The organism is Streptomyces platensis, assembly GCF_008704855.1.
GTDB classification, from domain to species: Bacteria; Actinomycetota; Actinomycetes; order Streptomycetales; family Streptomycetaceae; genus Streptomyces; species Streptomyces platensis.
The window spans coordinates 4,518,204-4,540,330 of record NZ_CP023691.1 but is presented as its reverse complement, the minus strand read 5'-3'; the positions used below and the strand labels follow the sequence as shown (position 1 = coordinate 4,540,330).

Annotated in this window: 16 protein-coding genes; 6 read left to right on the top strand and 10 right to left on the bottom strand. The window is 71.5% G+C overall.

What is annotated here, in order from left to right:
* Nucleotides 1-73: 73 nt before the first annotated feature.
* Nucleotides 74-985, bottom strand: coding sequence for an ABC transporter permease subunit (locus tag CP981_RS20070; protein WP_085924600.1), 912 nt, complete (start codon nt 983-985; stop codon nt 74-76).
* Nucleotides 986-989: 4 nt separating this feature from the next.
* Nucleotides 990-2,045, bottom strand: a complete 1,056-nt coding sequence (locus tag CP981_RS20065) for an ABC transporter ATP-binding protein (RefSeq protein ID WP_085924599.1) — start codon at nt 2,043-2,045, stop codon at nt 990-992.
* Nucleotides 2,046-2,252: 207 nt separating this feature from the next.
* On the opposite strand from CP981_RS20065, the gene CP981_RS20060 reads away from it, so the two are divergent.
* The 4 genes from CP981_RS20060 (at nt 2,253) to CP981_RS20045 (ending at nt 7,363) form a co-directional block, all read left to right on the top strand.
* On the top strand, nt 2,253-3,122 hold the full coding sequence (locus tag CP981_RS20060) for a M24 family metallopeptidase (RefSeq protein ID WP_085924598.1): 870 nt from the start codon (nt 2,253-2,255) through the stop codon (nt 3,120-3,122).
* 107 nt (nt 3,123-3,229) lie between these two features.
* Nucleotides 3,230-5,053 carry an SDR family oxidoreductase gene (locus tag CP981_RS20055; protein ID WP_280116713.1) on the top strand — a complete coding sequence of 608 codons (1,824 nt, stop codon included), beginning with the start codon at nt 3,230-3,232 and terminating at the stop codon, nt 5,051-5,053.
* 289 nt (nt 5,054-5,342) lie between these two features.
* Entirely contained in the window at nt 5,343-6,569 is a 1,227-nt protein-coding gene (locus tag CP981_RS20050; RefSeq protein ID WP_244329710.1) for a MerR family transcriptional regulator, read from the top strand.
* 251 nt (nt 6,570-6,820) lie between these two features.
* Nucleotides 6,821-7,363 (top strand): RNA 2'-phosphotransferase, encoded by a 543-nt coding sequence (locus tag CP981_RS20045; RefSeq protein ID WP_085924595.1) that lies wholly within the window; start codon nt 6,821-6,823, stop codon nt 7,361-7,363.
* Between the two features lie 22 nt (nt 7,364-7,385).
* Here CP981_RS20045 and pspAB read toward each other — a convergent pair whose 3' ends face one another.
* The 3 genes from pspAB to CP981_RS20030 all read right to left on the bottom strand — a co-directional run bounded on the left by pspAB (nt 7,386) and on the right by CP981_RS20030 (nt 10,032).
* Complete coding sequence (pspAB, locus tag CP981_RS20040; protein ID WP_085924594.1) at nt 7,386-7,949, bottom strand: PspA-associated protein PspAB; 564 nt, start codon at nt 7,947-7,949, stop codon at nt 7,386-7,388.
* 65 nt (nt 7,950-8,014) lie between these two features.
* Nucleotides 8,015-8,914 carry a zinc metalloprotease HtpX gene (gene htpX, locus CP981_RS20035; RefSeq protein WP_085924593.1) on the bottom strand — a complete coding sequence of 300 codons (900 nt, stop codon included), beginning with the start codon at nt 8,912-8,914 and terminating at the stop codon, nt 8,015-8,017.
* A gap of 218 nt (nt 8,915-9,132) precedes the next feature.
* Complete coding sequence (locus CP981_RS20030; RefSeq protein ID WP_085924592.1) at nt 9,133-10,032, bottom strand: LLM class flavin-dependent oxidoreductase; 900 nt, start codon at nt 10,030-10,032, stop codon at nt 9,133-9,135.
* A 157-nt stretch (nt 10,033-10,189) separates the two neighbouring features.
* Between CP981_RS20030 and CP981_RS20025 the strand changes: the two genes are divergently transcribed.
* Complete coding sequence (locus CP981_RS20025) at nt 10,190-11,116, top strand: Cof-type HAD-IIB family hydrolase (protein WP_085924591.1); 927 nt, start codon at nt 10,190-10,192, stop codon at nt 11,114-11,116.
* A gap of 34 nt (nt 11,117-11,150) precedes the next feature.
* On the opposite strand, the gene CP981_RS20020 is transcribed toward CP981_RS20025, so the two are convergent.
* The 5 genes from CP981_RS20020 to hisC all read right to left on the bottom strand — a co-directional run bounded on the left by CP981_RS20020 (nt 11,151) and on the right by hisC (nt 20,580).
* Complete coding sequence (locus tag CP981_RS20020) at nt 11,151-12,830, bottom strand: sensor histidine kinase (protein ID WP_085924590.1); 1,680 nt, start codon at nt 12,828-12,830, stop codon at nt 11,151-11,153.
* A 214-nt stretch (nt 12,831-13,044) separates the two neighbouring features.
* Complete coding sequence (cydD, locus tag CP981_RS20015; protein WP_085924589.1) at nt 13,045-16,710, bottom strand: thiol reductant ABC exporter subunit CydD; 3,666 nt, start codon at nt 16,708-16,710, stop codon at nt 13,045-13,047.
* Between the two features lie 39 nt (nt 16,711-16,749).
* Nucleotides 16,750-17,751, bottom strand: coding sequence for a cytochrome d ubiquinol oxidase subunit II (gene cydB / locus CP981_RS20010; RefSeq protein WP_085924588.1), 1,002 nt, complete (start codon nt 17,749-17,751; stop codon nt 16,750-16,752).
* Nucleotides 17,752-17,760: 9 nt separating this feature from the next.
* Nucleotides 17,761-19,269, bottom strand: coding sequence for a cytochrome ubiquinol oxidase subunit I (locus CP981_RS20005; protein WP_085924587.1), 1,509 nt, complete (start codon nt 19,267-19,269; stop codon nt 17,761-17,763).
* Between the two features lie 231 nt (nt 19,270-19,500).
* Nucleotides 19,501-20,580 carry a histidinol-phosphate transaminase gene (gene hisC, locus CP981_RS20000; RefSeq protein ID WP_085924586.1) on the bottom strand — a complete coding sequence of 360 codons (1,080 nt, stop codon included), beginning with the start codon at nt 20,578-20,580 and terminating at the stop codon, nt 19,501-19,503.
* A gap of 402 nt (nt 20,581-20,982) precedes the next feature.
* Here hisC and CP981_RS19995 point away from each other — a divergent pair, with 402 nt between their 5' ends.
* Complete coding sequence (locus tag CP981_RS19995) at nt 20,983-22,083, top strand: LacI family DNA-binding transcriptional regulator (RefSeq protein WP_042150893.1); 1,101 nt, start codon at nt 20,983-20,985, stop codon at nt 22,081-22,083.
* Nucleotides 22,084-22,127: the final 44 nt, after the last annotated feature.

Genomic DNA, 22,127 nt, shown 5'->3' with positions numbered 1-22,127 from the left:
GTGGGTGACAGACAGAAAGCGCATGGGCGCAGCCCATCCCTGGGAAGGGCGGTGGTGGGTGACGGGTGGGAGGTCACAGGCCGGCCTTTCGGTAGCGGCGCATCAGGAGGGCGTAGCAGCCGACGATGACGGCCAGCGTCACCAGGAGATAGACGAAACCGGCGCCGGTGGTCGGGGCCAGGCCGTTGGGGAAGGAGCTGCTGCCGCCGAGGAACGTCGACTGCACCCCGTCGATCAGCGTGATGGGGGAGAACAGCCCCAGCCAGCCGACGGCGGACTCATGGCCCTGGACGAAGGCGATGCCCTGGACCGCGCTCACCGCGCCGTACGGGATGGTGAGGACGGCGATCACTGCGGCGACACCGAAGCCGCGGCGCGGCGTGACCGCCGAGACGACCAGGCCGATCCCGGCGAACAGCAGCGAGAGCAGCACCACGGCGACCAGCCCTTGCGCCAGGCCCTTGGTCTGGTCGAGGAAGTCCAGCTTCGCCAGCAGCGCCCCGACGTAGAGGATCAGCAGCGGTAGGCCGGTGAGGATGAACAGGGCGGCGGCCATGGCCGCGAACTTCGAGGCCACGTAGTCGACCCGCTCGATGGGCCGGGAGAAATACAGCGGTATGGACTTGAACCGCAGATCGCGGGAGACCGACTGCGGGGCCTGCGCGGCCAGATACAGGCCGATGACGGCCTGGAGGAAGACGGCATAGCGGGAGTAGCCGACCGGGAGGGCCTGGGCCTTGGTGACCACCGTCACCGCCACCATGATCGCGGCGGGCAGGCACATCGCGACCAGGAGCAGCAGCGGCAGCACTTTGCTCTTGGCCGAACGGCCCAGACCGTAGGAGCCGCGCAGGCTCTGCGAGAAGAGCGACCGGCGGGCGTAGGCGCGGCCCAGGCGGGGGCCGTCGTAGTGGCGGTAGCCGATGTTGTGGATATAGGCGTCGCCCGGTGCGCCGGAGGGGGACGCCGGGTGCGCGGACGTCATGGGCTCAGGCGACATCGTGGACGCCTCCGTCCTGGGTGGCATACGGGGCGCCCGGGGCGCCTGCGGTGGCGGTGACGGCCTGCGCCGCATCCGCGTCGCGGAAGACCTCGGCGATCTGGTGGCGGCGCTGTTCCATCCGGATCAGGCCGAGCCCGAGTCCGGCGACGGTGTCCCGCACCAGGTCGTACGTCTCCTCGCCGGCCGCCTCGACATACAGGAGGTGGCCGGAGGCGGCGAGGCCCTCGGAACCGGCCGGGCGGGCGGTCACCGCGGCGCCGGCCGCGACCAGGGCCGCACGCAGCGCCTCGGTGCCGTCGGGATGGGCGTCGGTGTCCGTGACCTCGACCGCCAGCGAGGCGGTGACCTGCGTGAACTCATCGGTCGAGGAGGACCGCAGGAGTTTGCCGCCGTCGATGACGACGACATGGTCACAGGTGCGCTCCAGCTCGCCGAGGAGGTGGGAGGTCACCAGGACGGAGATCCCGAAGTCGCTGTGGACGCGCCGGATCAGGCCGAGCATCTCGTCCCGACCGGCCGGGTCGAGGCCGTTGGTGGGCTCGTCGAGGAACACCAGCTGCGGGTCGTGGACCAGCGCCTGGGCCAGTTTCACCCGCTGCTTCATGCCGGTCGAGTAGCCGCCGATGGGGCGGTAGCGCTCCTCGTAGAGGCCGACATGGCGCAGGGTGTCCGCGGTGCGCTCGCGGGCGGCGGTCGGCGGCAGCCCGGACATCCGGGCCATGTGCACGACGAACTCCGTCGCCGAGACATCCGGCGGCAGGCAGTCGTGCTCGGGCATGTAGCCGACCCGCTCACGGATGGCGCCGCCGTCCGTGGTCACGTCCAGGCCGAGGACATGCGCCGTCCCTTCGGTCGCCGGGGCCAGCCCGAGGAGGATCTTGATCAGGGTGGACTTTCCGGCACCGTTGGCACCCACCAGGCCCGTCACGCCGGGGGCGATGTCAACGGAGAGCCGGTCCAAGGCGGTCACCCGCGGGAACCGCTTGCTCAGGCTTTCGGTCACGATCACAGTCACGTCATCGACGGTAGTGGCAGCCGCCACACCGGTCGTCAACCCAAACGATGGGATGCGCCTCCCCCTGCGGTATTACGTGCCCGTAGGGGTCTCCTGCTGTGAGCTGCCCCGGCCTCAGGGCTGCCGGTGCAAATATGCGACCCTCTTGACGCAGCCGCCGGTCATTGTCACATTCATCAGTGTCAAGTTACGGGCACGTACCGCGATGGACGTCTCACGGACGGACGGTTGGCGATGGCCTCAGTCACCTCAGCGACCCCACCAGGAGCAGCCGGAGAACTCACCGCCGGGCTAAGGGGGTTCAGAGAGGTCCAGCGACTCGCCTATGCCTGTGCGGAAGCCGTGGCCGCCCAGCTCAAGCCCGGAGTGACCGAGCGCGCGGCGGCACGGATGCAGCGCGAGTGGCTGCGCGAGCGCGGCGTACGGGACTGGTTCCATCTGCCCTTCGCCTGGTTCGGCGACCGCACCGCGTTCGTCAACTTCCGGGTGCCGCTCCAGTTCTTCCCCACCCACCGTGAGCTGGAGCCCGGGATGGCCTTCATCCTCGACATGGCCCCCATCCACAACGGCTACACGGCCGATATCGGATACTCGGGCTGTCTGGGCCTCAACCCCGTGCACGACCGGTTGCTCGCCGACCTCGAAGCGCACCGGGAGCTGATCCTGCGCGAGGTGCGCGAACGACGCCCGCTGCGGGAGATCTATGCGGATGTCGACCGGCTGATGGTGCGGCAGGGCTATGCCAACCGCCACCGTGCCTACCCCTTCGGCGTCATCGCGCACAAGGTCGACCGGGTCCGGCAGCGCCGCTGGTCTCCCACGCTCTTCGGGTTCGGCACCCGGTCCCTCAGGGGCCTGGCCTCCGACGCACTGCACGGCCACCGCGACGGCTGGTCCCCGCTGTGGAGCCCGTACCGCTTCTCCGACCATCCGCCGCAGCCCGGACTGTGGGCGGTCGAGCCCCACCTCGGCTTCCGGGGAACGGGGGCGAAGTTCGAGGAGATCCTGGTCGTCACGGACTCCAAGGACCCGCAGGAAAGCGCTTTTTGGCTGGACGACGATCTGCCGCATGTGCGGCGCCGGCAGGAGGAGAAGGCCGCGTGAACACGGGACGTGGATGGGGAGCGGGGAACGGCCGGGGGACAGGGAAGGGCCGGGGTCCGGGGAGCAGGCGGGGCTCGGGGCGGGGGCAGCAGCCGGGGCCCGGAGCGATGTCCGGGGCCGGGGCCGGGACCTCGGCTGAGGCTGAGGCTGAGGCCGGGGCCGGGGCCGCTGCGGGGCTTGCCGGGGCGCGGGAGCGCTGGGTGCGGACCGGTGGCATCGAGCTGTGCGTCGCCGAGCTGGGCGATCCGGCGCAGCCCACAGTGCTGCTGGTGCACGGCTACCCGGACAGCAAAGAGGTGTGGTCCGAGGTCGCCCGCGGTCTGGCCGACCGCTTCCATGTGGTGCTCTACGACGTCCGGGGCTGCGGCCGGTCCACCGCCCCGCAACCGCTGCGGGGCGGCTTCACCCTGGAGAAGCTGACGGACGACTTCCTGGCCGTCGCCGACGCCGTCAGCCCCGACCACCCGGTCCATCTGGTCGGTCATGACTGGGGCTCGGTGCAGGGCTGGGAGTTCGCCACGGTGCGGCGTACGGAGGGCCGGATCGCGACCTTCACCTCCATGTCGGGCCCGTCCCTGGACCACTTCGGCCACTGGATCAAGAAGCGGACGGTGCGCCCCACCCCCCGGCGCGCCGCCCAGCTCCTCAACCAGAGTGCCAAGTCCTGGTACGTCTACATGCTGCACACCCCCGTGCTGCCCGAGCTGGCGTGGAAGGGACCACTCGGCAAGCGCTGGCCGAAGATCCTCCAGCGGGTGGAGAAGGTGCCGGGTGGTGACTACCCGACCGCTTCGCTGCCCACCGACGCGGCCCATGGCGCCTGGCTCTACCGCGACAATGTGCTCCCCCGGCTCCGCCGCCCGCGCGCCGACGCCTATGCGCACTGCCCGGTCCAGCTCATCACCCCCACCGGCGACGCCTTCCTCTCGCCGCGGCTGTACGACGATCTGGAGCAGTGGGCGCCGCACCTGGTACGCCGCACCCTCCCGGCCAAACACTGGGTGCCCCGCACCCGCCCCGACCAGCTCGTCTCCTGGATCGGCGAGTTCATCACCGCCAAGGAGGAAGGCGATCCGGCGCGGCAGGTCGTGGCGAACGGCGCCTACGCCGACCGGTTCGGCGGGCAGCTGGTGCTGGTGACCGGCGCGGCCGGCGGCATCGGCCGGGCGACGGCGTTCGCCTTCGCAGAGGCCGGCGCGCGGGTCATCGCCGTCGACCGGGACGCCGAGGGCGCGGCCCGGACCGCCGAGATGTCCCGGCTGATCGGTGCACCACAGGCCTGGGCGGAGGTCGTCGACGTCTCCGACGAGACGGCGATGGAGAAGCTCGCCGACAAGGTGCATGCGGAGTACGGCACCGTCGATGTGCTGGTGAACAACGCCGGGATCGGCCTGTCCGGCTCCTTTCTCCAGACCGGGACCGAGGACTGGAAGAAGGTCCTGGACGTCAATCTGTGGGGCGTCATCCACGGCTGCCGGATCTTCGGCCGGCGGATGGCGGACCGCGGCCAGGGCGGCCATATCGTCAACACCGCCTCGGCAGCCGCCTTCCAGCCGTCGAAGCTGCTGCCCGCGTACAGCACCTCCAAGGCGGCGGTCCTGATGCTCAGCGAGTGTCTGCGCGCCGAGCTGGCAGGTCAGGGCATCGGCGTCTCGGCCATCTGCCCCGGACTGGTCAACACCGGCATCACCAGCACCGCCCGCTTCACCGGAGTCTCGGCCGACGAGGAGAAGCGCCGCCAGGCCAGGGCCGCGCGGCTGTACGGGCTGCGCAACTACCCGCCGGAGAAGGTCGCCGACGCCATCCTGCGCGCGGTCGTCCGCAACCAAGCGGTGGTACCGGTCACCCCCGAAGCCCGCGGCGCCCACCTGCTCTCCCGCTTCGCCCCACGCGTCCTCCGCGCCCTCGCCCGCTTCGAACCACGGCTGTAGGGAGCGGCGGGGTGCGTGCGGGGGGGGCTCCCGGCACAGGGTCCCGTCCGGCCGTTACGCCGCCCCTTGGCCTCCGGGCCGGAGCCTCGGCCCCGGTCCGGAGGGGGAGCTGGACGCAGCGAATCCGCGGTACCGAGGGCGGCCGTACCATCCCTCGCAGGAAGGGTCGCTGCGCACGGCCGTCGCGCCGGCTTGGCGTCTTCCCCGGCCGCACTGAGCCGGGGCGGGCGCGATGGGCCACGTGGCCGGCCGGCTCGTAGCGCGCGGCCATCTCGTAAGGAGCACCGCAGTGACCGAGCAGCCGCCCACGGGCGAGACCCGCACCGCCGAGTACCGCATCGAGGACTTGGCGCACCTCAGCGGCGCCACGGTGCGCACCATCCGCGCCTATCAGGACCGCGGTCTGCTTCCCCGCCCGGAACGCCGCGGCCGGGCCAATGTCTACGGCGATGCCCATCTGGCCCGGCTGCGCCAGATCGCCGATCTGCTGGACCGCGGCTACACCCTCGCCAGCATCAAGGAACTCCTTGAGGCCTGGGACGCGGGCCGCGACCTCGGCGGGGTCCTGGGCCTGGTCGCCGAGATCGACGGGCCGTGGACCGACGAGGAGGCGTCCCGCGTCAGCCGCACCGAGCTGTACGCCGCCTTCGGGGGCAGCCCCGATGAGACGGCGCTCGCCGAGGCCGTCGAACTGGGCGTCCTGGAACGTATCCCCGGCCGGGACGACGAGTTCCTCGTCCCCAGCCCGCAGGAACTCGCCGTCGCCGCCGAACTGCACTCCGCCGGGGTCCCGTTGACGGCGATCTCCAGACATCTGCGGGAGGTCCGCGGCCAGGTCGAGCACATCGCCGCCCGCTTCCTGGACTTCACCACCGAGCATGTCTTCCAGCAGTTCCTGGACCACCCGCCCACCGAGGCCGAGGCCGCGGAGGCCGCCACCCTCGTACGCCGGCTGCGCCCCCTGGCCCAACAGACCATCGACGCCGAACTCGCCCGCGCCATGCGCACCCTGGCCACCCGCTATCTGCGCCATCACCTCAGCGAGGCACTGCCGACCGAGACACGGAGATCCACCGGAACGGCTGCGGGAGCAGGGGCCGGGGCAGCAGCTGGTGCAGGGGCCGGGCCCGGGGCAGGGGCAGCAGCCGGAGCAGAACCAGGGGCAGGGGCCGGGAGCGTCCCCACGCCTCGGGCCGCTTCCGGCCTGCCGCCCGCCCCGCTGCCCGCCCCCGGGCCGGTCGCGGACCCCCGTACCGCGGCCGCCCCGGCGCCCGCGCCGACAGCCGGCCCGGAGACGGTGCTGCTCCCCGCCGGTGCAGTGCAGGCCGTGCGGGACCTGGTCGGTACGGAGAACACGGCCGCCTTCATCGCCGCCGCCGCACACCGGGAGGTACAGGCCCGCACGATGGACGCCCTGGTGGCGGGCGACACAGGCCCGAGCACCAGCACCAGCAGCCCCACCGGCGCCGGCACCGGTTGCGGCACCGCATCGGCGGGTGACGCGGGCAGCACCTGACGGCCCCCCCCCGAGGCCGGAGACCGGGCCGCAGACCATGGCCTCGACCAGCCCCGAAGGGGAGTGACGCGCCGGGAGCCCCGCCGGAGGACCACCGGACTCCCGGCGGCAAGGCTCCCGGCACCGGGCCCCCACTCCAGGTCCCCACTCCGGGGCCCCAGCCACAGGACTCCCAACCCCACAGCTCCCGGCCGCAGGACCCCCACGGGAATTCAGGTGCCACCCCACCCCCTGCGCGGCACTCTGGAGACATGAACACCCAGCGCTCCGTGCGCCTCTCGAAGTACCTGGCGAAGCATCTGCGCCATGAACCGGAACGGATCGGCATCACCCTCGACGCCCAGGGCTGGGTGTCCGTCGCCGAGCTGATGGCCGCGGCCGCGCGGCACGGATTCCCTTTCACCCGGGAAGAGTTGGCGGCCGTGGTAGCCGGCAGCGACAAGCAGCGTTACGCCCTCGACGGCGACCGGATCCGCGCCAACCAGGGCCATTCGGTACCGGTCGACCTCGATCTGCCGCCGGCCGTGCCTCCCGCCCATCTCTTCCACGGGACAGTGGCCCGCAGTGTGGCCGCCATACGGGAGGAGGGGCTGCGGCCGATGTCGCGGCATGCCGTCCATCTCTCCCCGGACCGCGAGACCGCGACCCGGGTGGGCGCGCGCCGCGGCAAGCCCGTGGTCCTGACCGTCGACGCGGGCGCCATGCACCGCGCCGGCCATGTCTTCCGGGTCAGCGCCAACGGGGTCTGGCTCACCAGCCGCGTACCGGCCCCCTTCCTGCGATTCCCGGGCTGACCACCGCCCGGAAGGCCCCGGTTCAGAGCCCCGGCGCGCCCCACACCGGGAACCACCGCGTCAGATCCTTCTCGATCGTCAGATCGTCCCCGAGCATCGCCCGCACCTGGAGTTCAAGCGGGTTGTCGCGCTTCTCGCCGCCCTCCCGCTGTGGCGCGAAGGGGTAGAACGTGCCGCGCTTGTAGAGGTAGACCAGCGCCAGCGACCGCTGCTGCTCCTCCCGGAAGCCGACCAGCGAACACAGCAGCTGGGGGCCGAAGCCCGCCTCCTCCAGGGATGTGTTGACCGCATGCAGGTCGTTGACCAGGCCCGCCACGTCCTCCGGCGGATGCCGTACGAGCAGCCAGGTATAGCCGTACGCGTCCTGGGTGAACTCCACGGAGCCGTCCAGCAGGGACCGTGCCTCCTCCTGGATACGGGCGAACGCCCCGCCCTCGACGCTCGCGAAGCACACCGACCCCCGTCCGGTGGGGACGAAACCGGAGGCGGCCTGGAGGGTCACCGCGGCGGACGGCAGCGCGAAAAGCTGGTCGAGATCGGGGCGGACCGGCTTGCTGCGGCCGAGGATGGCGTCCAGAAATCCCATGTGCTGCTTACTCCTTGATCGTCACGGCCGGCCGGTCGCCAGCGGGACCCCACGCACACCACGCCTCACGCCCGCCCCAGCTCTGTCGAGATCCGGGCCAGCTGGTCCAGCCGCTGTTCCAGCGTCGGGTGGGAGGACAGCAGCCTGCTGAAGCTCTCCTTGTTGAACGCGGGGGCGAAGTAGAAGGCGTTGAACGGCTGGGCCTTGCGCAGATCTTCGGTCGGGATCCTCGCCATCTGGCCGGTGACCTTGGTCAGCGCGGCGGCCAGTGCGGACGGCCGGCCGGTCAGCAGGGCGGCGGCCCGGTCGGCGGACAGCTCGCGGTAACGGGACAGCAGCCGGGTCAGCAGGAAGCTGATCGCGTAGACGACCACACTGACGGCGGTCACGATGAGCACGGCGATGGCCGCGTTCTGGTCGCGGTTGTTGCGGCCGATACCGCTCCACAGGGCGGCCCGGGTGATGATCCCGGCCAATACGCCGAGGAACGAGGCGATGGTCATCACGGCGACATCGCGGTGCGCGACATGCGAGAGCTCGTGGGCCAGCACCCCCTCCAGCTCGGCCGGCTCCAGCCGCCGGAGCAGCCCCGTGGTGGCGCACACCAGCGAGTTCTTCTGACCACGGCCGGTGGCGAACGCGTTCGGCACATCCGACTCGGCGATCGCGACCCGCGGCTTGGGCATGTCGGCCAGCGCGCACAGCCGGTCGACGGCGCCGTGCAGTTCGGGCGCCTGCTCCGGGGTGACCTCACGCGCGCCCATGCTGAATGCCGCGATCCGGTCGCTGAACCAGAACTGCGCGATGAACAGGGCACCGGCGATCACCAGCACCACCACCCAGGCGCCCTTGAGCAGCACCACCAGCACGCCGACGACCACGACGTAGAGCAGTCCGATGAAGAACATCGTCGTGACCATGCGTGAGGTCAGCCCGCGATCCGGGGCGAATCGGGTCTGTGCCATGGCTCCTCCACAACGCCGCACTTCGCGCAGTGCGCCGACCGCCCGCGCGCCGTCTTTGCGCCGCGCATCGCGTGCGGCCCACTGCGCCGCTGTCCCGATTCTCCCTCTTCAGGGCTATATGCGGGGTAAAGCCCAGGCCAGGGGACGGCCCGGCGCGTCGGGCGCACGGGAGGAGCGGGGCGCACCGGCCCCGTAGGGAGCGCCGAACCGGGAGCCGTCTACCGGGCGGCCAGTTGCGCCAACCCCTCCGTGGCGATCCGCTCGAAGACCGCGACATCGGCCTCGAAGAGCGAATCGGCGATCGGCCAGTGGAGGACCAGTTCGTCGATGCCGAGCTCGGCGTGGTGGCCGGCGAAGTCGACGAAGGCGTCCACGGAGTCCAGCGGGCGGTCCGGGGTGAAGCCGGTCAGCATGATCTTCTGTAGGTCGGCGACCTCGCGGCCCTGGTCGGCACAGGCCTTCCCCAGCCGCTCGAACTGCCCGCGGATCGCCTCGTGCGACTCCGCCGGGGTGCCGCCCCCGTTGGACACCTTGGGATCGCCGGTCGTCACCCAGGCCTGGCCGTACCGGGCGGCCAGATTCAGCCCGCGCGGGCCGGTGGCCGCCACCGCGAACGGCAGCCGCGGCCGCTGCACACACCCGGGAATGTTGCGCACCTCGTGCGCGGAGTAGTGCACGCCCTCGTGGGAGACGACGTCCTCGCTCAGCAGCCGGTCCAGCAGCGCGACGAACTCGCCGAAGTGGTCGGCGCGTTCGCGCGGCGCCCAGGGCTCCTGGCCGAGCGCGGTGGCGTCGAAGCCATTGCCGCCGGCGCCGACGCCGAGGGTGATCCGGCCGTCGCTGATGTCGTCGAGCGAGATCAGTTCCTTGGCGAGGGTGACCGGGTGCCGGAAGTTCGGCGAGGTGACGAGGGTGCCGAGGCGCATCCGGGAGGTGACTCCCGCCGCCGCGGTCAGCGTCGGCACGGCGCCGAACCAGGTCCGGTCGCGGAAGGTCCGCCACGAGAGGTGGTCATAGGTGTACGCGGCGTGGAAGCCCAGCTCCTCGGCGCGCTGCCACACCTCCCGCCCGCCTTCGGACCAGCGGCGGACGGGGAGTATCAGGGTGCTCAGTCGCATACTCCGAGCGTACGGCCGTCCGAAGGACCCGACGATTCTCCCTCGGTGCACCGGACAGCTCCGCCCACCTGCCCGTACGTCTCCGGACCGGCGGCGCGCGGGCTCATGCGCGCAACCCACCGCACCCCTGTGCACAGCGGTACGGGAAGATGGCCCCGTGACTGAAGCCTCCGCCCCACCGTCCCGGGCGCCCGAAACGGCCGTGACGCCCCGGCTGATCGCCACCGATCTCGACGGCACCCTGCTGCACGACGACAAGACGGTCTCCGACCGCACGATCGCCGCGCTCGCCGCCGCGGAGCGGGCCGGCCTGGAGGTCTTCTTCGTCACCGGACGCCCGGCCCGCTGGATGGGCGTGGTCAGCGACCATGTGCACGGCCACGGCCTGGCGATCTGCGCCAACGGCGCGGCCGTCGTCGATCTGCACCGCGGCGGCCGGATCGTCGAGGTCAGCCCGCTGGAGCGGACCACCGCCCGCCAGGTCGTGGACGCGCTGCGCAGCGCCGCGCCCGGCACCTCCTTCGCGGTCGAGCGGACCGGCGGCATCCACTACGAGCCGCAGTACCCGCCGCTGCTCCTCGATCCGGCCGCGGTCGTCGCCCCGGCGGAGAAGCTGCTCGCCGACGACTTCGTCCCGCCGCTGGGCCCGGAGGACACCGAGCCGGACGGTCCGGACGGCGGCAGCGCCCCCGCCTTCCCCGACCAGCCCGTGATCAAGCTGCTCGCGCACCACCCCGAGCTGGACCCCGACGCCTTCCTCGCCCTGGCCCATACGGCGGCGGGCGATCTTGCGACCTTCACCCGGTCCAGCCCCACCGCCCTCCTGGAGATCAGCGGGCCCGGCGTGAGCAAGGCCGGCACCCTGGCCCGCTGCTGTGCGGAGCGCGGTATCGCGCCGGAGGAGGTCGTCGCCTTCGGGGACATGCCGAACGACATAGCGATGCTGTCCTGGGCCGGCACCTCGTACGCCATGGCCAACGCGCACCCGGATGTGCTGGCCGCCACGACGCGCCGTACGGCGTCCAACAACGACGACGGTGTCGCGGCGGTCATCGAGCGGATCCTTCAGGACGGCCACCTCTAGGGGGTGTCGGATTCCGGACCGGCCCTGTGCCGTCTTACAGCGGCGCCTGCCACCGCACCATCGTGCCCGTGCCGCCCTCGCCCAGCCCCGGGCCGTATGTGCTGGAGCCGCCCAGCGCCTCCGCGCGGTTGGCGAGGTTCTTGAGGCCACTGCGGCGGCCGCTGTCCGGGATGCCGATGCCGTCGTCGGCGACGGTAAGACGGACGCCGTCGGTGCCGTCCGGGAGCCGGATCGTGGCATCGACGACGACCTCGATCCGGGAGGCCTGGGCGTGCCGGAAGGCGTTCGACAGCGCCTCCCGCAGTGCGGCGATCAGGTTCTTGCCGGTCAGCTCGCCGACCCGGGTGTCGACCGGGCCCACGAAGTGGGCCGAGGGCTGGAAGCCGAGCGGTACGGCGGCGGTGCCGATCTCGCGCAGCACCCGGGTCCGCAGCCCGGACGGCGCCTCGGCCGGGCCCTGTTGGAGGGCGAAGATCGCGGTGCGGATCTCCTGGATGGTCACATCCAGCTCGTCGACGGCCTTGCCGACGCCCTGGGACACCTCCGGCACGATGGTCCGGCGCTGTGCGCTCTCCAGGATCATGCCCGTCGCGAACAGCCGCTGGATCACGAGATCGTGCAGGTCACGGGCGATCCGGTCGCGGTCCTCGTAGACGGCGAGCCGCTCGCGGTCGCGCTGGGCGTCGGCCAGCACCAGCGCCAGTGCGGCCTGCGCCGCGAACTGGGTGGCCAGCGTCCGTTCCGCGGCGGTGAACGGGCGGGCACCCCGGGACCGCGGGGTCGCGAGGGTGCCCAGCACCCGGCCGCCGCTCTTGAGCGGCAGCATCATGCTGGGGCCGAAGCGCTGCGCGATATCGGTGACCATGCGCGGATCGGTGGCCGAGTCGTCCACGAACACCGGCTCCCCGGCGAGGAGTTGTTCCACCACCGGGCTGTCGGTCGGGATCTGCGTCCCCATGATCCCGGCGGGCTCGTCGGCCGACACCGCGACGATCTCCAGGCCGCCCTCCTCATCGGGCAGCAGCACGATGCCGGCCGCCGAGTCCGCCAGCTTCCGGGCCTGCTCGGCAACCACGGCGAGCGCATCGTCCACATCGCTGCCGGCGAGGAGTTCGGTGGTCACCGCCACGGAGCCGTCGATCCACCGCTCCCGCTGCCGGGTCGCCGCGTACAGCCGGGCGTTGCCGATCGCGATCCCGGCCTCGGTGGCCAGCACCCGCACCATGTGCAGGTCCTCGTCGCTGAACACCCCGCCGTCGCGCTTCTCCGTCAGATAGAGGTTGCCGAAGATGTCGCCCTGGACGCGGATCGGCACCCCGAGGAACGTCCGCATCGGCGGGTGCCCCGGCGGGAAACCGGCCGAGCGGGCGTCCTTCGTGAGGTCGTCGAGGCGCAGCGGCTTGGGGTCGTGGATGAGGGCACCCAGCAGCCCCTTGTGGCCGTCGGGCAGCGCGCCGATCCGTTCGTGCTGCTGCGCGGTCACGCCGTACGTCACGAAGTCCGACAGCCCCTCGCGGGCCTCGTCGATGATCCCGATCGCCGCATAGCGGGCGTCGGCGAGCTCGGCGGCGGTCGCCACGATCCGGTCGAGGGTGCTGTGCAGATCGAGCCCCGCGCCGACCGTGCGCATCGCCTCCAGCAACTGCGGCACCCGGGCGGTCAGCTCGGTCGACAGACCACGCAGACTGCGGGTCGCCTCGGTGGCGGCGTCCATGGGGTCGGGGACCGCACCCGGGCCACCGCTCCCGAGGTCCCTGGGGTCTGAGGGGGGTGGTCCTGCCGTGGCTGCCATGCCATGAGCCTAATAAGGGCAGTTTTCCGGGGAAAGTCCAGTTTGCGTACGCGGCTGTCGGCCGGCCCCTGCACGCCACCGGCCGGCCCCCGCGGGCGACGGGCCGGCCTCCGCTCCCCGCCGCCCGGCCCCGGCGCTACCCCACCGGCTGGGCCTCGCCGTATGCCGCGTCCACCGCCCGCTCGCGCTCCAGCATCCGCCGGAACGGGCCGTCGGCCGCGGCCAGCTCCGCGTACGTCCCGCGCTGCACGGCCCGCCCGCCGTCCAGGACCAGCACCTCGTCGACGGCGTCGAGGCCGGTGAGCCGGTGGGTGATCAGGACCGTCGTACGGCCTTCGGTCGCGGTCAGCAGATCGGCGGTCAGTGCGTCGGCGGTGGCCAGGTCGAGATGCTCGGCGGGCTCGTCCAGGACGAGCACCGGGAAGTCCGCGAGCAGCGCACGGGCCAGCGCCAGCCGCTGCCGCTGGCCACCGGACAGCCGGGCGCCGCGCTCCCCGATCATGGTGTCCAGCCCGGCGGGCAGCCCGCGCACCCAGTCCGCGAGCCGCGCCCGGCCGAGCGCCTCCCACAGGTCCTGGTCGGCGTCCGCGGCACCCCGCCCCTCCGGGCGGGCGAGCCTGAGGTTCTCCCGCAGCGAGCTGTCGAAGAGGTGCGCGTCCTGCGCACACAGCCCCACCAGCCGCCGCACCGCGTCACCGGCCATCTCCCGAGCGGCCGTGCCGCCCAGCGTGTAGGTGCCCGACTCCTCGTCCAGGAAGCGCAGCAGCACCTGCGCCAGTGTGGTCTTCCCGGAGCCGGACGCGCCCACGACGGCGAGCCGGTGCCCGGCCGTCAGGGTGAAGCCGATGCCGTCCAGCGCCGGGCGGTGCTGTCCCGGGTGGCGCGCGGTCAGCTCCCGTACGGCCAGCGGGAACGGCGTCGTGGGAGCGGCGGCCGGGGTGACCGGCTCGGACACCGGCTCCGGCGCGTCCAGCACCTCGAAGACCCGCTCGGCGGCGTGCCGGGTGCGCCGACGGTACTGGACGGCGAGCGGCAGCCCCGCCACGGCCTCGAACGCGGCCAGCGGCGTCAGCACGACGACCGCCAGCGCCACCCCCGTCAGCCGGCCCGCGTGCACGGCCTGGACACCGGCCACCGCCGACGCCGCGACCGTCAGCCCGCACAGCAGCGCCGACAGCCCGGCGCCGGTCCCGGCCACGGTGGCCGAGCGGGAGGCGATCCGGGTCAGCTCCCGGTCCGCGCGCCGCACCGACTCCGTACGGGCCCCCAGGGCGCCGGCCACCGTCAACTCGGCAGTACCGGTGAGCACATCGACGACCCTGGTGGCGAGCCGTCCGCGGGCGGGCGCCAGCCGGCGCTCCACACGGCGGGCCAGCGCACCGGACAGCACCGGCACCGCCACCCCCGTGAGCAGCAGCCCGCCGGCCAGGATCGCCCCGGCCTCCGGCAACAGCCATCCGGTGAAACCGACCGCACCGGCGCCCACCAGCACCGCCGCACCCACGGGCAGCAGCCAGCGCAGAAAGTAGTCCTGCACCGCGTCGACATCGGCCACCAGCCGCGACAGCAGATCGCCCCGGCTGCGCTCCCTGAGCCCGGCGGGCGCCAGTCGCTCCAGCCGCTGGAAGACGGCGACGCGCACGTCGGCGAGCATCCGGAACACCGTGTCATGGGCGACCAGCCGCTCGGCGTACCGGAAGACCGCGCGCCCGATGCCGAACGCCCTGGTCGCGGTCACCGCCACCATCAGATACAGCACCGGCGGCTGCTGCGCCGCGCGCGAGACCAGCCAGCCGGACGTCGCCATCAGGCCCACCGCGCTGCCCAGCGCGAGGCTCCCGAGCAGCAGCGCCAGCGCGAACCGCGCCCGGTGGGCACGGGCCAGCCGCCGCAGCCGGGTGAGCGCCGCACCGCGGGCGGAGCCGGCAGCGGTCCCGGACGCGAGGTCCGCGGAAGCCGCCCCGGTCGCTCCGCCGTGCCCGTAAACCGCGCCCCCGGCCGCCTCCGGGCGCACCGCCACCGACGCGTCCGTCACGGCACGCCGCGCCGCACCCGACTCCTCGGGCGTCGCGGCCCCGGTCGCCGGCCCGGGCAGTCGCACCACCCGGTCCGCCACCGCCAGCAGCGCCGGACGGTGGACGACGAGCAGGACCGTACGGCCGACCGCGAGGCGGCGGACCGCGGCCACGATCGCCTCCTCGGAGGCACCGTCCAGGTTCGCGGTGGGCTCGTCCAGGAGCAGGATCGGGCGGTCGGCGAGGAAGGCGCGGGCGAGCGCGAGGCGCTGGCGCTGACCGGCGGAGAGCCCGGCACCGGACTCGCCGAGCCGGGTGGCCATCCCGTCCGGGAGCGCGTCGACGAAGTCCAGCGCGCCCGCGTCACCCAGGGCGGTGCGCACCGCGGCGTCCTCCGCGTCCGGCCGCGCCAGCCGTACGTTCTCGGCGATGGTGCCGGCGAACAGATGCGGGTGCTGCGGCACCCAGGCGATCCGCTGCCACCAGCTCTCGGGGGAGAGCGACGCGATGTCGTGGCCGTCGGCCAGGGCCCGTCCCTCGGACGGTGCGGTGAGGCCGAGCAGCACGCTCAGCAGGGTGGACTTGCCGGCGCCGGAGGGCCCGACCAGCGCGACGGTCTCCCCTGGCCGGACCTCGAACGAGGTCGCGGGAAGCGAGTCGGCGGTCCGTCCCGGGTGGCGGACCACCAGTTCCTCGACGGCCAGCGCGGTGCCCCGAGGCGCGGGCTCGGTGCCGGGCGTCCGCAGCGGGGTCTCCAGGACGGCGAAGATCTCTTCCGCGGCCGAGAGCCCCTCAGCCGCGGCGTGGTACTGCGCACCGACCTGCCGCAGCGGCAGATACGCCTCGGGCGCCAGCACCAGCACCATCAGGCCGGTGTAGAGGTCGAGTTCACCGTGCACCAGCCGCATGCCGATGCCGACCGCGACCAGTGCGACGGAGATGGTGGCGAGGAGTTCGAGCGCGAAGGAGGAGAGAAAGGCGATCCGCAGGGTGCGCAGCGTCGCCCGGCGGTATGCGCCGGTGATGGACCGGATGGCGGCGGCCTGGGCCTTGGCCCGGCCGAAGACCTTCAGGGTGGGCAGGCCCTCGACGACATCGAGGAAGTGGCCCGACAGCCGGGCCAGCAGCCGCCACTGACGGTCCATCCGCGATTGGGTGGCCCAGCCGATCAAGACCATGAACAGCGGGATCAGCGGCAGGGTGAGCACGATCGTGAGCGCCGAGAGCCAGTCGCCGGTGCCGATCCGGGCCAGCACCGCGAGGGGAACGACGACCGCCAGCCCCAGCTGCGGCAGATAGCGGGCGAAGTAGTCGTCCAGGGCGTCGATGCCGCGGGTGGCGAGGGCGGTGAGTTCGCCGGTGCGCATCGCCGGCGTGCCCGCATCGGAAGCGCCGGCCGCTTCCGCGCCGTACGCCTCCGGGACCTGCGCGCCGCCGTCCGTGCGGCCGATCACCGCGCCCGGACCCAGCCGCGCCGCCCGCTCGATCAGCCGCATCCGCAGCTCGGACTTGGCCGCTGCACCGGCGCGGTGCGCGGCCAGTTCGGTCAGCCAGGAGACCAGGCCGCGTCCGGCGGAGACCGCGGCAAGCAGCACCAGGGGCGTGGTCAGGGCGCCAAGGGCGAGATCGTGCTGGAACGCTCCGACCACGACCTCGGCGATCAGCATCGCCTGGCCCACGACCAGGCCCGCTCCGGCAAGCCCGAGCACCACCACCGCGATCAGGAAGCCGCGGGTGGCGTGAGCGTAGCGGAGCAGACGCGGGTCGACGGGTTTCACGTGAAACATTCCCTCCTGCTGAGGCCGCCCCGAGGGGCAGCAGCTCAACTAGTGGGCCTCGGCTATGTGTTGGGTGCCGATGCGCTTGCGGAACACCCAGTACGTCCACCCCTGGTAGAGCATCACGAGCGGCGCGGCGAAGCCGGCACCCCACGTCATGATCTTCAAGGTGTACGGGCTGGAGGCGGCGTTGCTGACCGTGAGATTCCAGCTCTCGTTCAGCGTGGACGGCATGACGTTCGGAAAGAGCGTCAGGAAGAGCATCGTGACCACGGCCACGACGGTGAGGCCGGAGAAGGCGAACGCCCAGCCCTCGCGCCCGAGCCGGTTGGCCCCGAGCGCCGCGACCAGCGCGACCACCGCCACGATCATGGCGACCAGGCTGGTGCTGTCGCCCTTGTCGGCCTGTGTCCAGCCGAGGAACCCGACCGCCATCACCGCGGCGATCGGCCCGAGAACGGCCGCCATCCTGCGCGCCCGCTCCCGGATGTCCCCCACCGTCTTCAGCGAGGCGAACACCGCGCCGTGGAAGGTGAACAGCGTCAGCGTGACCAGACCGCCCAGGAGCGCGTACGGGTTCAGCAGATCGAGCAGGCTCCCCACGTACTCCTTGTGAGCATCGATCTTGACCCCGAACACGATGTTGCCGAAGATCACGCCCCACAGCACCGCGGGCAGCAGCGAGGTCCAGAAGATCGTGTGCTCCCAGTTCCGCTGCCAGCGCTCCTCGGGCCGCTTGACGCGGTACTCGAAGGCGACACCGCGCAGGATCAGGCAGATGAGGATCAGCAGCATCGGCAGATAGAAGCCGGAGAAGAGGGTGGCGTACCACTCCGGGAAGGCGGCGAAGGTCGCACCGGCCGCACTGATCAGCCAGACCTCGTTGCCGTCCCAGACCGGCCCGATGGTGTTGATCAGTACCCGCTTCTCCTGCCGGTCACGGGCGAGGAGCTTGGTGAGGACGCCGATTCCGAAGTCGAATCCTTCGAGGAAGAAGTACCCGGTCCAGAGAAAGGCGATAAGGACGAACCAGACGTCGTGGAGTTGCACAGTCGCCTCCTAGTACGAGAAGGCCATCGGCCGGTCGGCGTCCGTGCTGTCGCCGCCGATCTTGGTGGGCGGATTGAGGTCGGAGTCGTTGAGCTCCGGGGGGCCGGCCTTGATGTACTTCACCAGCAGCTTGACCTCGACCACGGCGAGGATCGCGTAGAGCGTGGTGAAGACGATCATCGAGGTGAGGACCTCGCCCTGGGAGACGCCCGGGGACACCGCGTCCGAGGTGCGCAGCACGCCGTAGACGGCCCAGGGCTGGCGGCCCATCTCGGTGAAGATCCAGCCCCAGGAGTTCGCGAGGAGCGGGAAGCCGAGGGTGACGAAGGCGAGCGACCAGTACCACTTGCTCAGCCGGGCACCGAGCTCCCTGTTCTTGGTGAGCGCGAGCCGGGGTGGTTCCTCGTCGCCCGTACGCAGCCCCGGTGCCAGCCAGAACTTCTTACGGGTGAGCCACAGCCCGGCGAGTCCGATGGCGAACGACGACATCCCGAAGCCGATCATCCAGCGGAAGCCCCAGTAGGCGACCGGGATGTTGGGCCGGTAGTCACCGGGCCCGAACTTCTGCTGCTCGGACCGGTTGACGTCGTTGATGCCGGGGACCGGCGAGGTGAAGTCGTTGTGCGCGAGGAAGGAGAGCAGACCGGGAACCTCGATGGCGACCTTGTTGTGGCCCTTGTCGACATCCCCGTAGGCGAAGATCGAGAACGGCGCCGGCTTCTCCGTCTCCCAGAGCGCCTCGGCGGCGGCCATCTTCATCGGCTGCTGCTTGAACATGACCTTGCCGAGCGAGTCACCGCTGATCGCGGTGAGGACGCCGGCGATGACCAGCGTGATCAGCCCGAGCCGCAGCGAGGTCCGCATGACCTTGATGTGCTTCTTGCGCATCAGATGGAAGGCGGAGATGCCGACCATGAACGCGGCGCCGGTCAGGAAAGCCGCGGTCAGCGTGTGGAAGACGACGACCAGGGTGGTGTCCTGGGTCAGCACCTTCCAGAAGTCGGTCAGCTCGGCACGGCCGTTCGCGGCGTTGTACTTGTAGCCGACCGGGTGCTGCATCCAGGAGTTCGCCGCCAGGATGAAGTACGAGGAGAGCAGTGTGCCGATCGAGACCATCCACATGCAGAAGCAGTGGATCTTCTTCGGAAGCTTGTCCCAGCCGAAGATCCACAGGCCGATGAAGGTGGACTCGAAGAAGAACGCGATCAGCGCCTCGAAGGCCAGCGGAGCACCGAAGACGTCGCCGACGAACCGTGAGTAGTCGGACCAGTTCATACCGAACTGGAACTCCTGGACGATGCCGGTGACGACACCCATCGCGATGTTGATCAGAAACAGCTTGCCCCAGAACTTGGTGGCCTTGAGGTACTTCTCCTTACCCGTACGCACCCATGCGGTCTCGAGTCCGGCCACCAGAGCGGCGAGGGAGATCGTCAGGGGGACGAACAGGAAGTGGTAGACGGTCGTGATGCCGAATTGCCATCGCGCCAGAGTCTCTGGCGCCAACGCCAGTTCCATGTCGTGCTCCTTACGTCGCCGTGCGACACCACGGCAATGCCCCTTATGCACCCAATAAAAGGCGCATAACGGATGGGCTTGTGAACGCGTTCACATTCACAAGCAATTATCTCCTATGACTTTTCGGCCAATCCCCGGGGGGTACGTGACCGTGGTCACGCCGGCGCAAAAACGCACCGAGGCCGCGGGTCGGTCAGACCCACGGCCTCGGTGCGGCGCCCTTGCGGCGTCCTACAGCGCCTTGCGGAACTCCTCCGCGGCCTGGAGGAACAGATCCATCGCCGAGCTCTCGCCGATCGTCACCCGCACCCCCTCACCGGGGAACGGCCGCACGACGACCCCGCCCCGCTCACAGGCCGCGGCGAAGTCGACCGTACGGTCCCCCAGCCGCAGCCAGACGAAGTTGGCCTGCGACTCCGGGACCGTCCAGCCCTGCCCGAGCAGCCCGTCCACCACCCGCGCCCGCTCGGCCACCAGCGCATCGACCCGCTCCAGCAGCGCGCCCTCGCTGCGCAGCGACGCCACCGCCGCCTCCTGTGCGAGCTGGCTGACTCCGAACGGCACCGCCGTCTTGCGCAGCGCGGCGGCCACCGGCTCATGGGCCGCCGCGAAACCGACCCGCAGCCCCGCCAGGCCGTACGCCTTGGAGAAGGTCCGCAGCACACACACGTTGGGGCGGTCGCGGTAGAGATCGATTCCGTCCGGCACCTCGGCGTCCCGGATGAACTCGCGGTAGGCCTCGTCCAGCACCACCAGCACATCGGCCGGCACCCGGTCCAGGAAGGACTCCAGCTCGGCACGGCGTACGACGGTGCCGGTGGGGTTGTTGGGGTTGCAGACGAAGATCAACCGAGTCCGGTCGGTGATCGCGGCCAGCATCGCGTCCAGGTCGTGCACCTCGCCGGAAGTCAGCGGGACCTGCACGGACGTGGCACCGGAGACCTGGGTGATGATCGGGTACGCCTCGAACGAACGCCAGGCGTAGATCACTTCATCACCGGGCCCGGACGTCGCCTGGACCAGCTGCTGCGCCACCCCGACCGAGCCGGTGCCCGTCGCCAGATGCTCCACCGGCACCGAGAACCGCTCGGACAGCTCCGCCATCAGGCCCGTGCAGGCCATGTCCGGGTAGCGGTTGAAGGACCCGGCAGCGGTCACCGCGCTCTCCAGGACCCCCGGCAGCGGCGGGTAGGGGTTCTCGTTGGAGGACAGCTTGTACGTGACGGGGCCGCCGACCGCCGCCGGCCGGCCCGGCTTGTAGGTGGGGACGCCGTCCAGCGCAGCACGCAGCTTCGGGGTCTTCTCGCTCACCGCAGGTCCTCCTCGACCGTCCACTCATCTCCAATACTGCACACCTTATGAGGATTAACCCGTTCGGCGGCAGCCCCGACCCGCTGACGGCGCCTCTCCACCGCCCGGACGGCCCTCCGGAGAGACCCGCGCAATCCCTCCGGGGAGCGCTCCCCGGACCGACGCACGCCGGTGGCTTACGCCGTGGCGCGCATCCCCCGTCAAGGTGACTTGAGACCACTTCGGGACCGGAACAGATCGACAGGCGAAGGCGGAAATCCTCCCCCGGAATGATCAACGAACACACCAACTCCCTTTACTTTGCAGGGAATTGGTCACTGATCGCCGTGCAGAAACGTGCCTTTCCACAGCCGTTGGTCGACCCCCGTGAATTGCCGTGACGAGCCCTACTATCGGCTCGCCATGACAGCAGCAGGGAAGCACCAGGTGAGCCGGTCGACCGGCCGCCGGCTGGGGCGGGCGGGCATCCGGGACGTGGCCGCCGCAGCCGGTGTGTCGATCACGACTGTCTCCGACGCGCTCAACGGCAAGGGCCGGCTTCCGGATGCCACCCGTAGCCATGTCCGCGAGGTGGCCGACCGGCTGGGCTACCGCCCGTCCGCAGCCGCCCGCACGCTCCGTACCGGCAAGTCAGGCCTCCTCGGCCTGACCGTGACCACGTACGGGGACGAACCCTTCACCTTCACCGAATTCGCCTATTTCGCCGAGATGGCCAGAGCCGCCACCTCCGCGGCCCTGGCCCGCGGCTATGCGCTGGTCATCCTCCCGGCGACCTCCCGCCACGACGTGTGGTCCAACGTCGCCCTCGACGGCACCGTCGTCATCGACCCCGCCGACGGCGACCCGGTCGTCACCGAACTCGTCCGGCACGGCATCCCCGTCGTCTCCGACGGCCGCCCCGGTGGCGCGCTGCCCGTCACCGGCTGGGTCGACAACGATCACGAGGCGGCCGTCCTCGGCCTGCTCGACCATCTCGCCGACGCCGGCGCCCGCCGCATCGGACTCCTCACGGGCAACACCACCGACACCTACACCCGGCTGTCGACCACCGCCTATCTGCACTGGTGCGAGCGGGTCGGCCAGGATCCGGTCTACGAGTCCTACCCGGCACACGACCCGTGCGCGGGGGCCGTCGCCGCCGACCGGCTGCTGGCCCGCCCGGACCGCCCGGACGCCGTCTACGGGCTCTTCGACCCCAACGGCACGGACCTGCTCGCCGCCGCCCGGCGCTACGGCCTGCGGGTTCCGGAGGACCTGCTGCTGGTCTGCTGTAGCGAGTCCACCCTCTACGCCGCCACCGAGCCGCCGATCACCACGCTGTCACTCAAACCGCGCCGCATCGGCACCGCCGTCATCCAGATCCTCATCGACGCCATCGAAGGGCTGGACAACGGGCGGCCCATCGAACAGGTGATACCTACCGATCTCATCGTCCGTGCCTCGTCCCAGCGACGGTCGCCGAGAACGACCGTCAGCCCGCCACGGGGACCGACCGGCGACTGAGGGTACTCCCACATACGGACGACCGGGCGATCTCTTCTCCGCGG

What these genes read in the sequence shown, in the direction of transcription:
- pspAB (WP_085924594.1), bottom strand. Translation starts at nt 7,949, where the DNA reads ATGGGATTTCTGGACGCCATCCTCGGCCGCAGCAAGCCGGTCCGCCCC.
- CP981_RS20020 (WP_085924590.1), bottom strand. Translation starts at nt 12,830, where the DNA reads ATGGACGCCGCCACCGAGGCGACCCGCAGTCTGCGTGGTCTGTCGACC.
- CP981_RS20070 (WP_085924600.1), bottom strand. Translation starts at nt 985, where the DNA reads ATGACGTCCGCGCACCCGGCGTCCCCCTCCGGCGCACCGGGCGACGCC.
- CP981_RS20060 (WP_085924598.1), top strand. Translation starts at nt 2,253, where the DNA reads ATGGCCTCAGTCACCTCAGCGACCCCACCAGGAGCAGCCGGAGAACTC.
- CP981_RS20005 (WP_085924587.1), bottom strand. Translation starts at nt 19,269, where the DNA reads ATGGAACTGGCGTTGGCGCCAGAGACTCTGGCGCGATGGCAATTCGGC.
- CP981_RS20045 (WP_085924595.1), top strand. Translation starts at nt 6,821, where the DNA reads ATGAACACCCAGCGCTCCGTGCGCCTCTCGAAGTACCTGGCGAAGCAT.
- htpX (WP_085924593.1), bottom strand. Translation starts at nt 8,914, where the DNA reads ATGGCACAGACCCGATTCGCCCCGGATCGCGGGCTGACCTCACGCATG.
- CP981_RS20055 (WP_280116713.1), top strand. Translation starts at nt 3,230, where the DNA reads ATGTCCGGGGCCGGGGCCGGGACCTCGGCTGAGGCTGAGGCTGAGGCC.
- CP981_RS19995 (WP_042150893.1), top strand. Translation starts at nt 20,983, where the DNA reads ATGACAGCAGCAGGGAAGCACCAGGTGAGCCGGTCGACCGGCCGCCGG.
- CP981_RS20030 (WP_085924592.1), bottom strand. Translation starts at nt 10,032, where the DNA reads ATGCGACTGAGCACCCTGATACTCCCCGTCCGCCGCTGGTCCGAAGGC.
- cydD (WP_085924589.1), bottom strand. Translation starts at nt 16,710, where the DNA reads ATGTTTCACGTGAAACCCGTCGACCCGCGTCTGCTCCGCTACGCTCAC.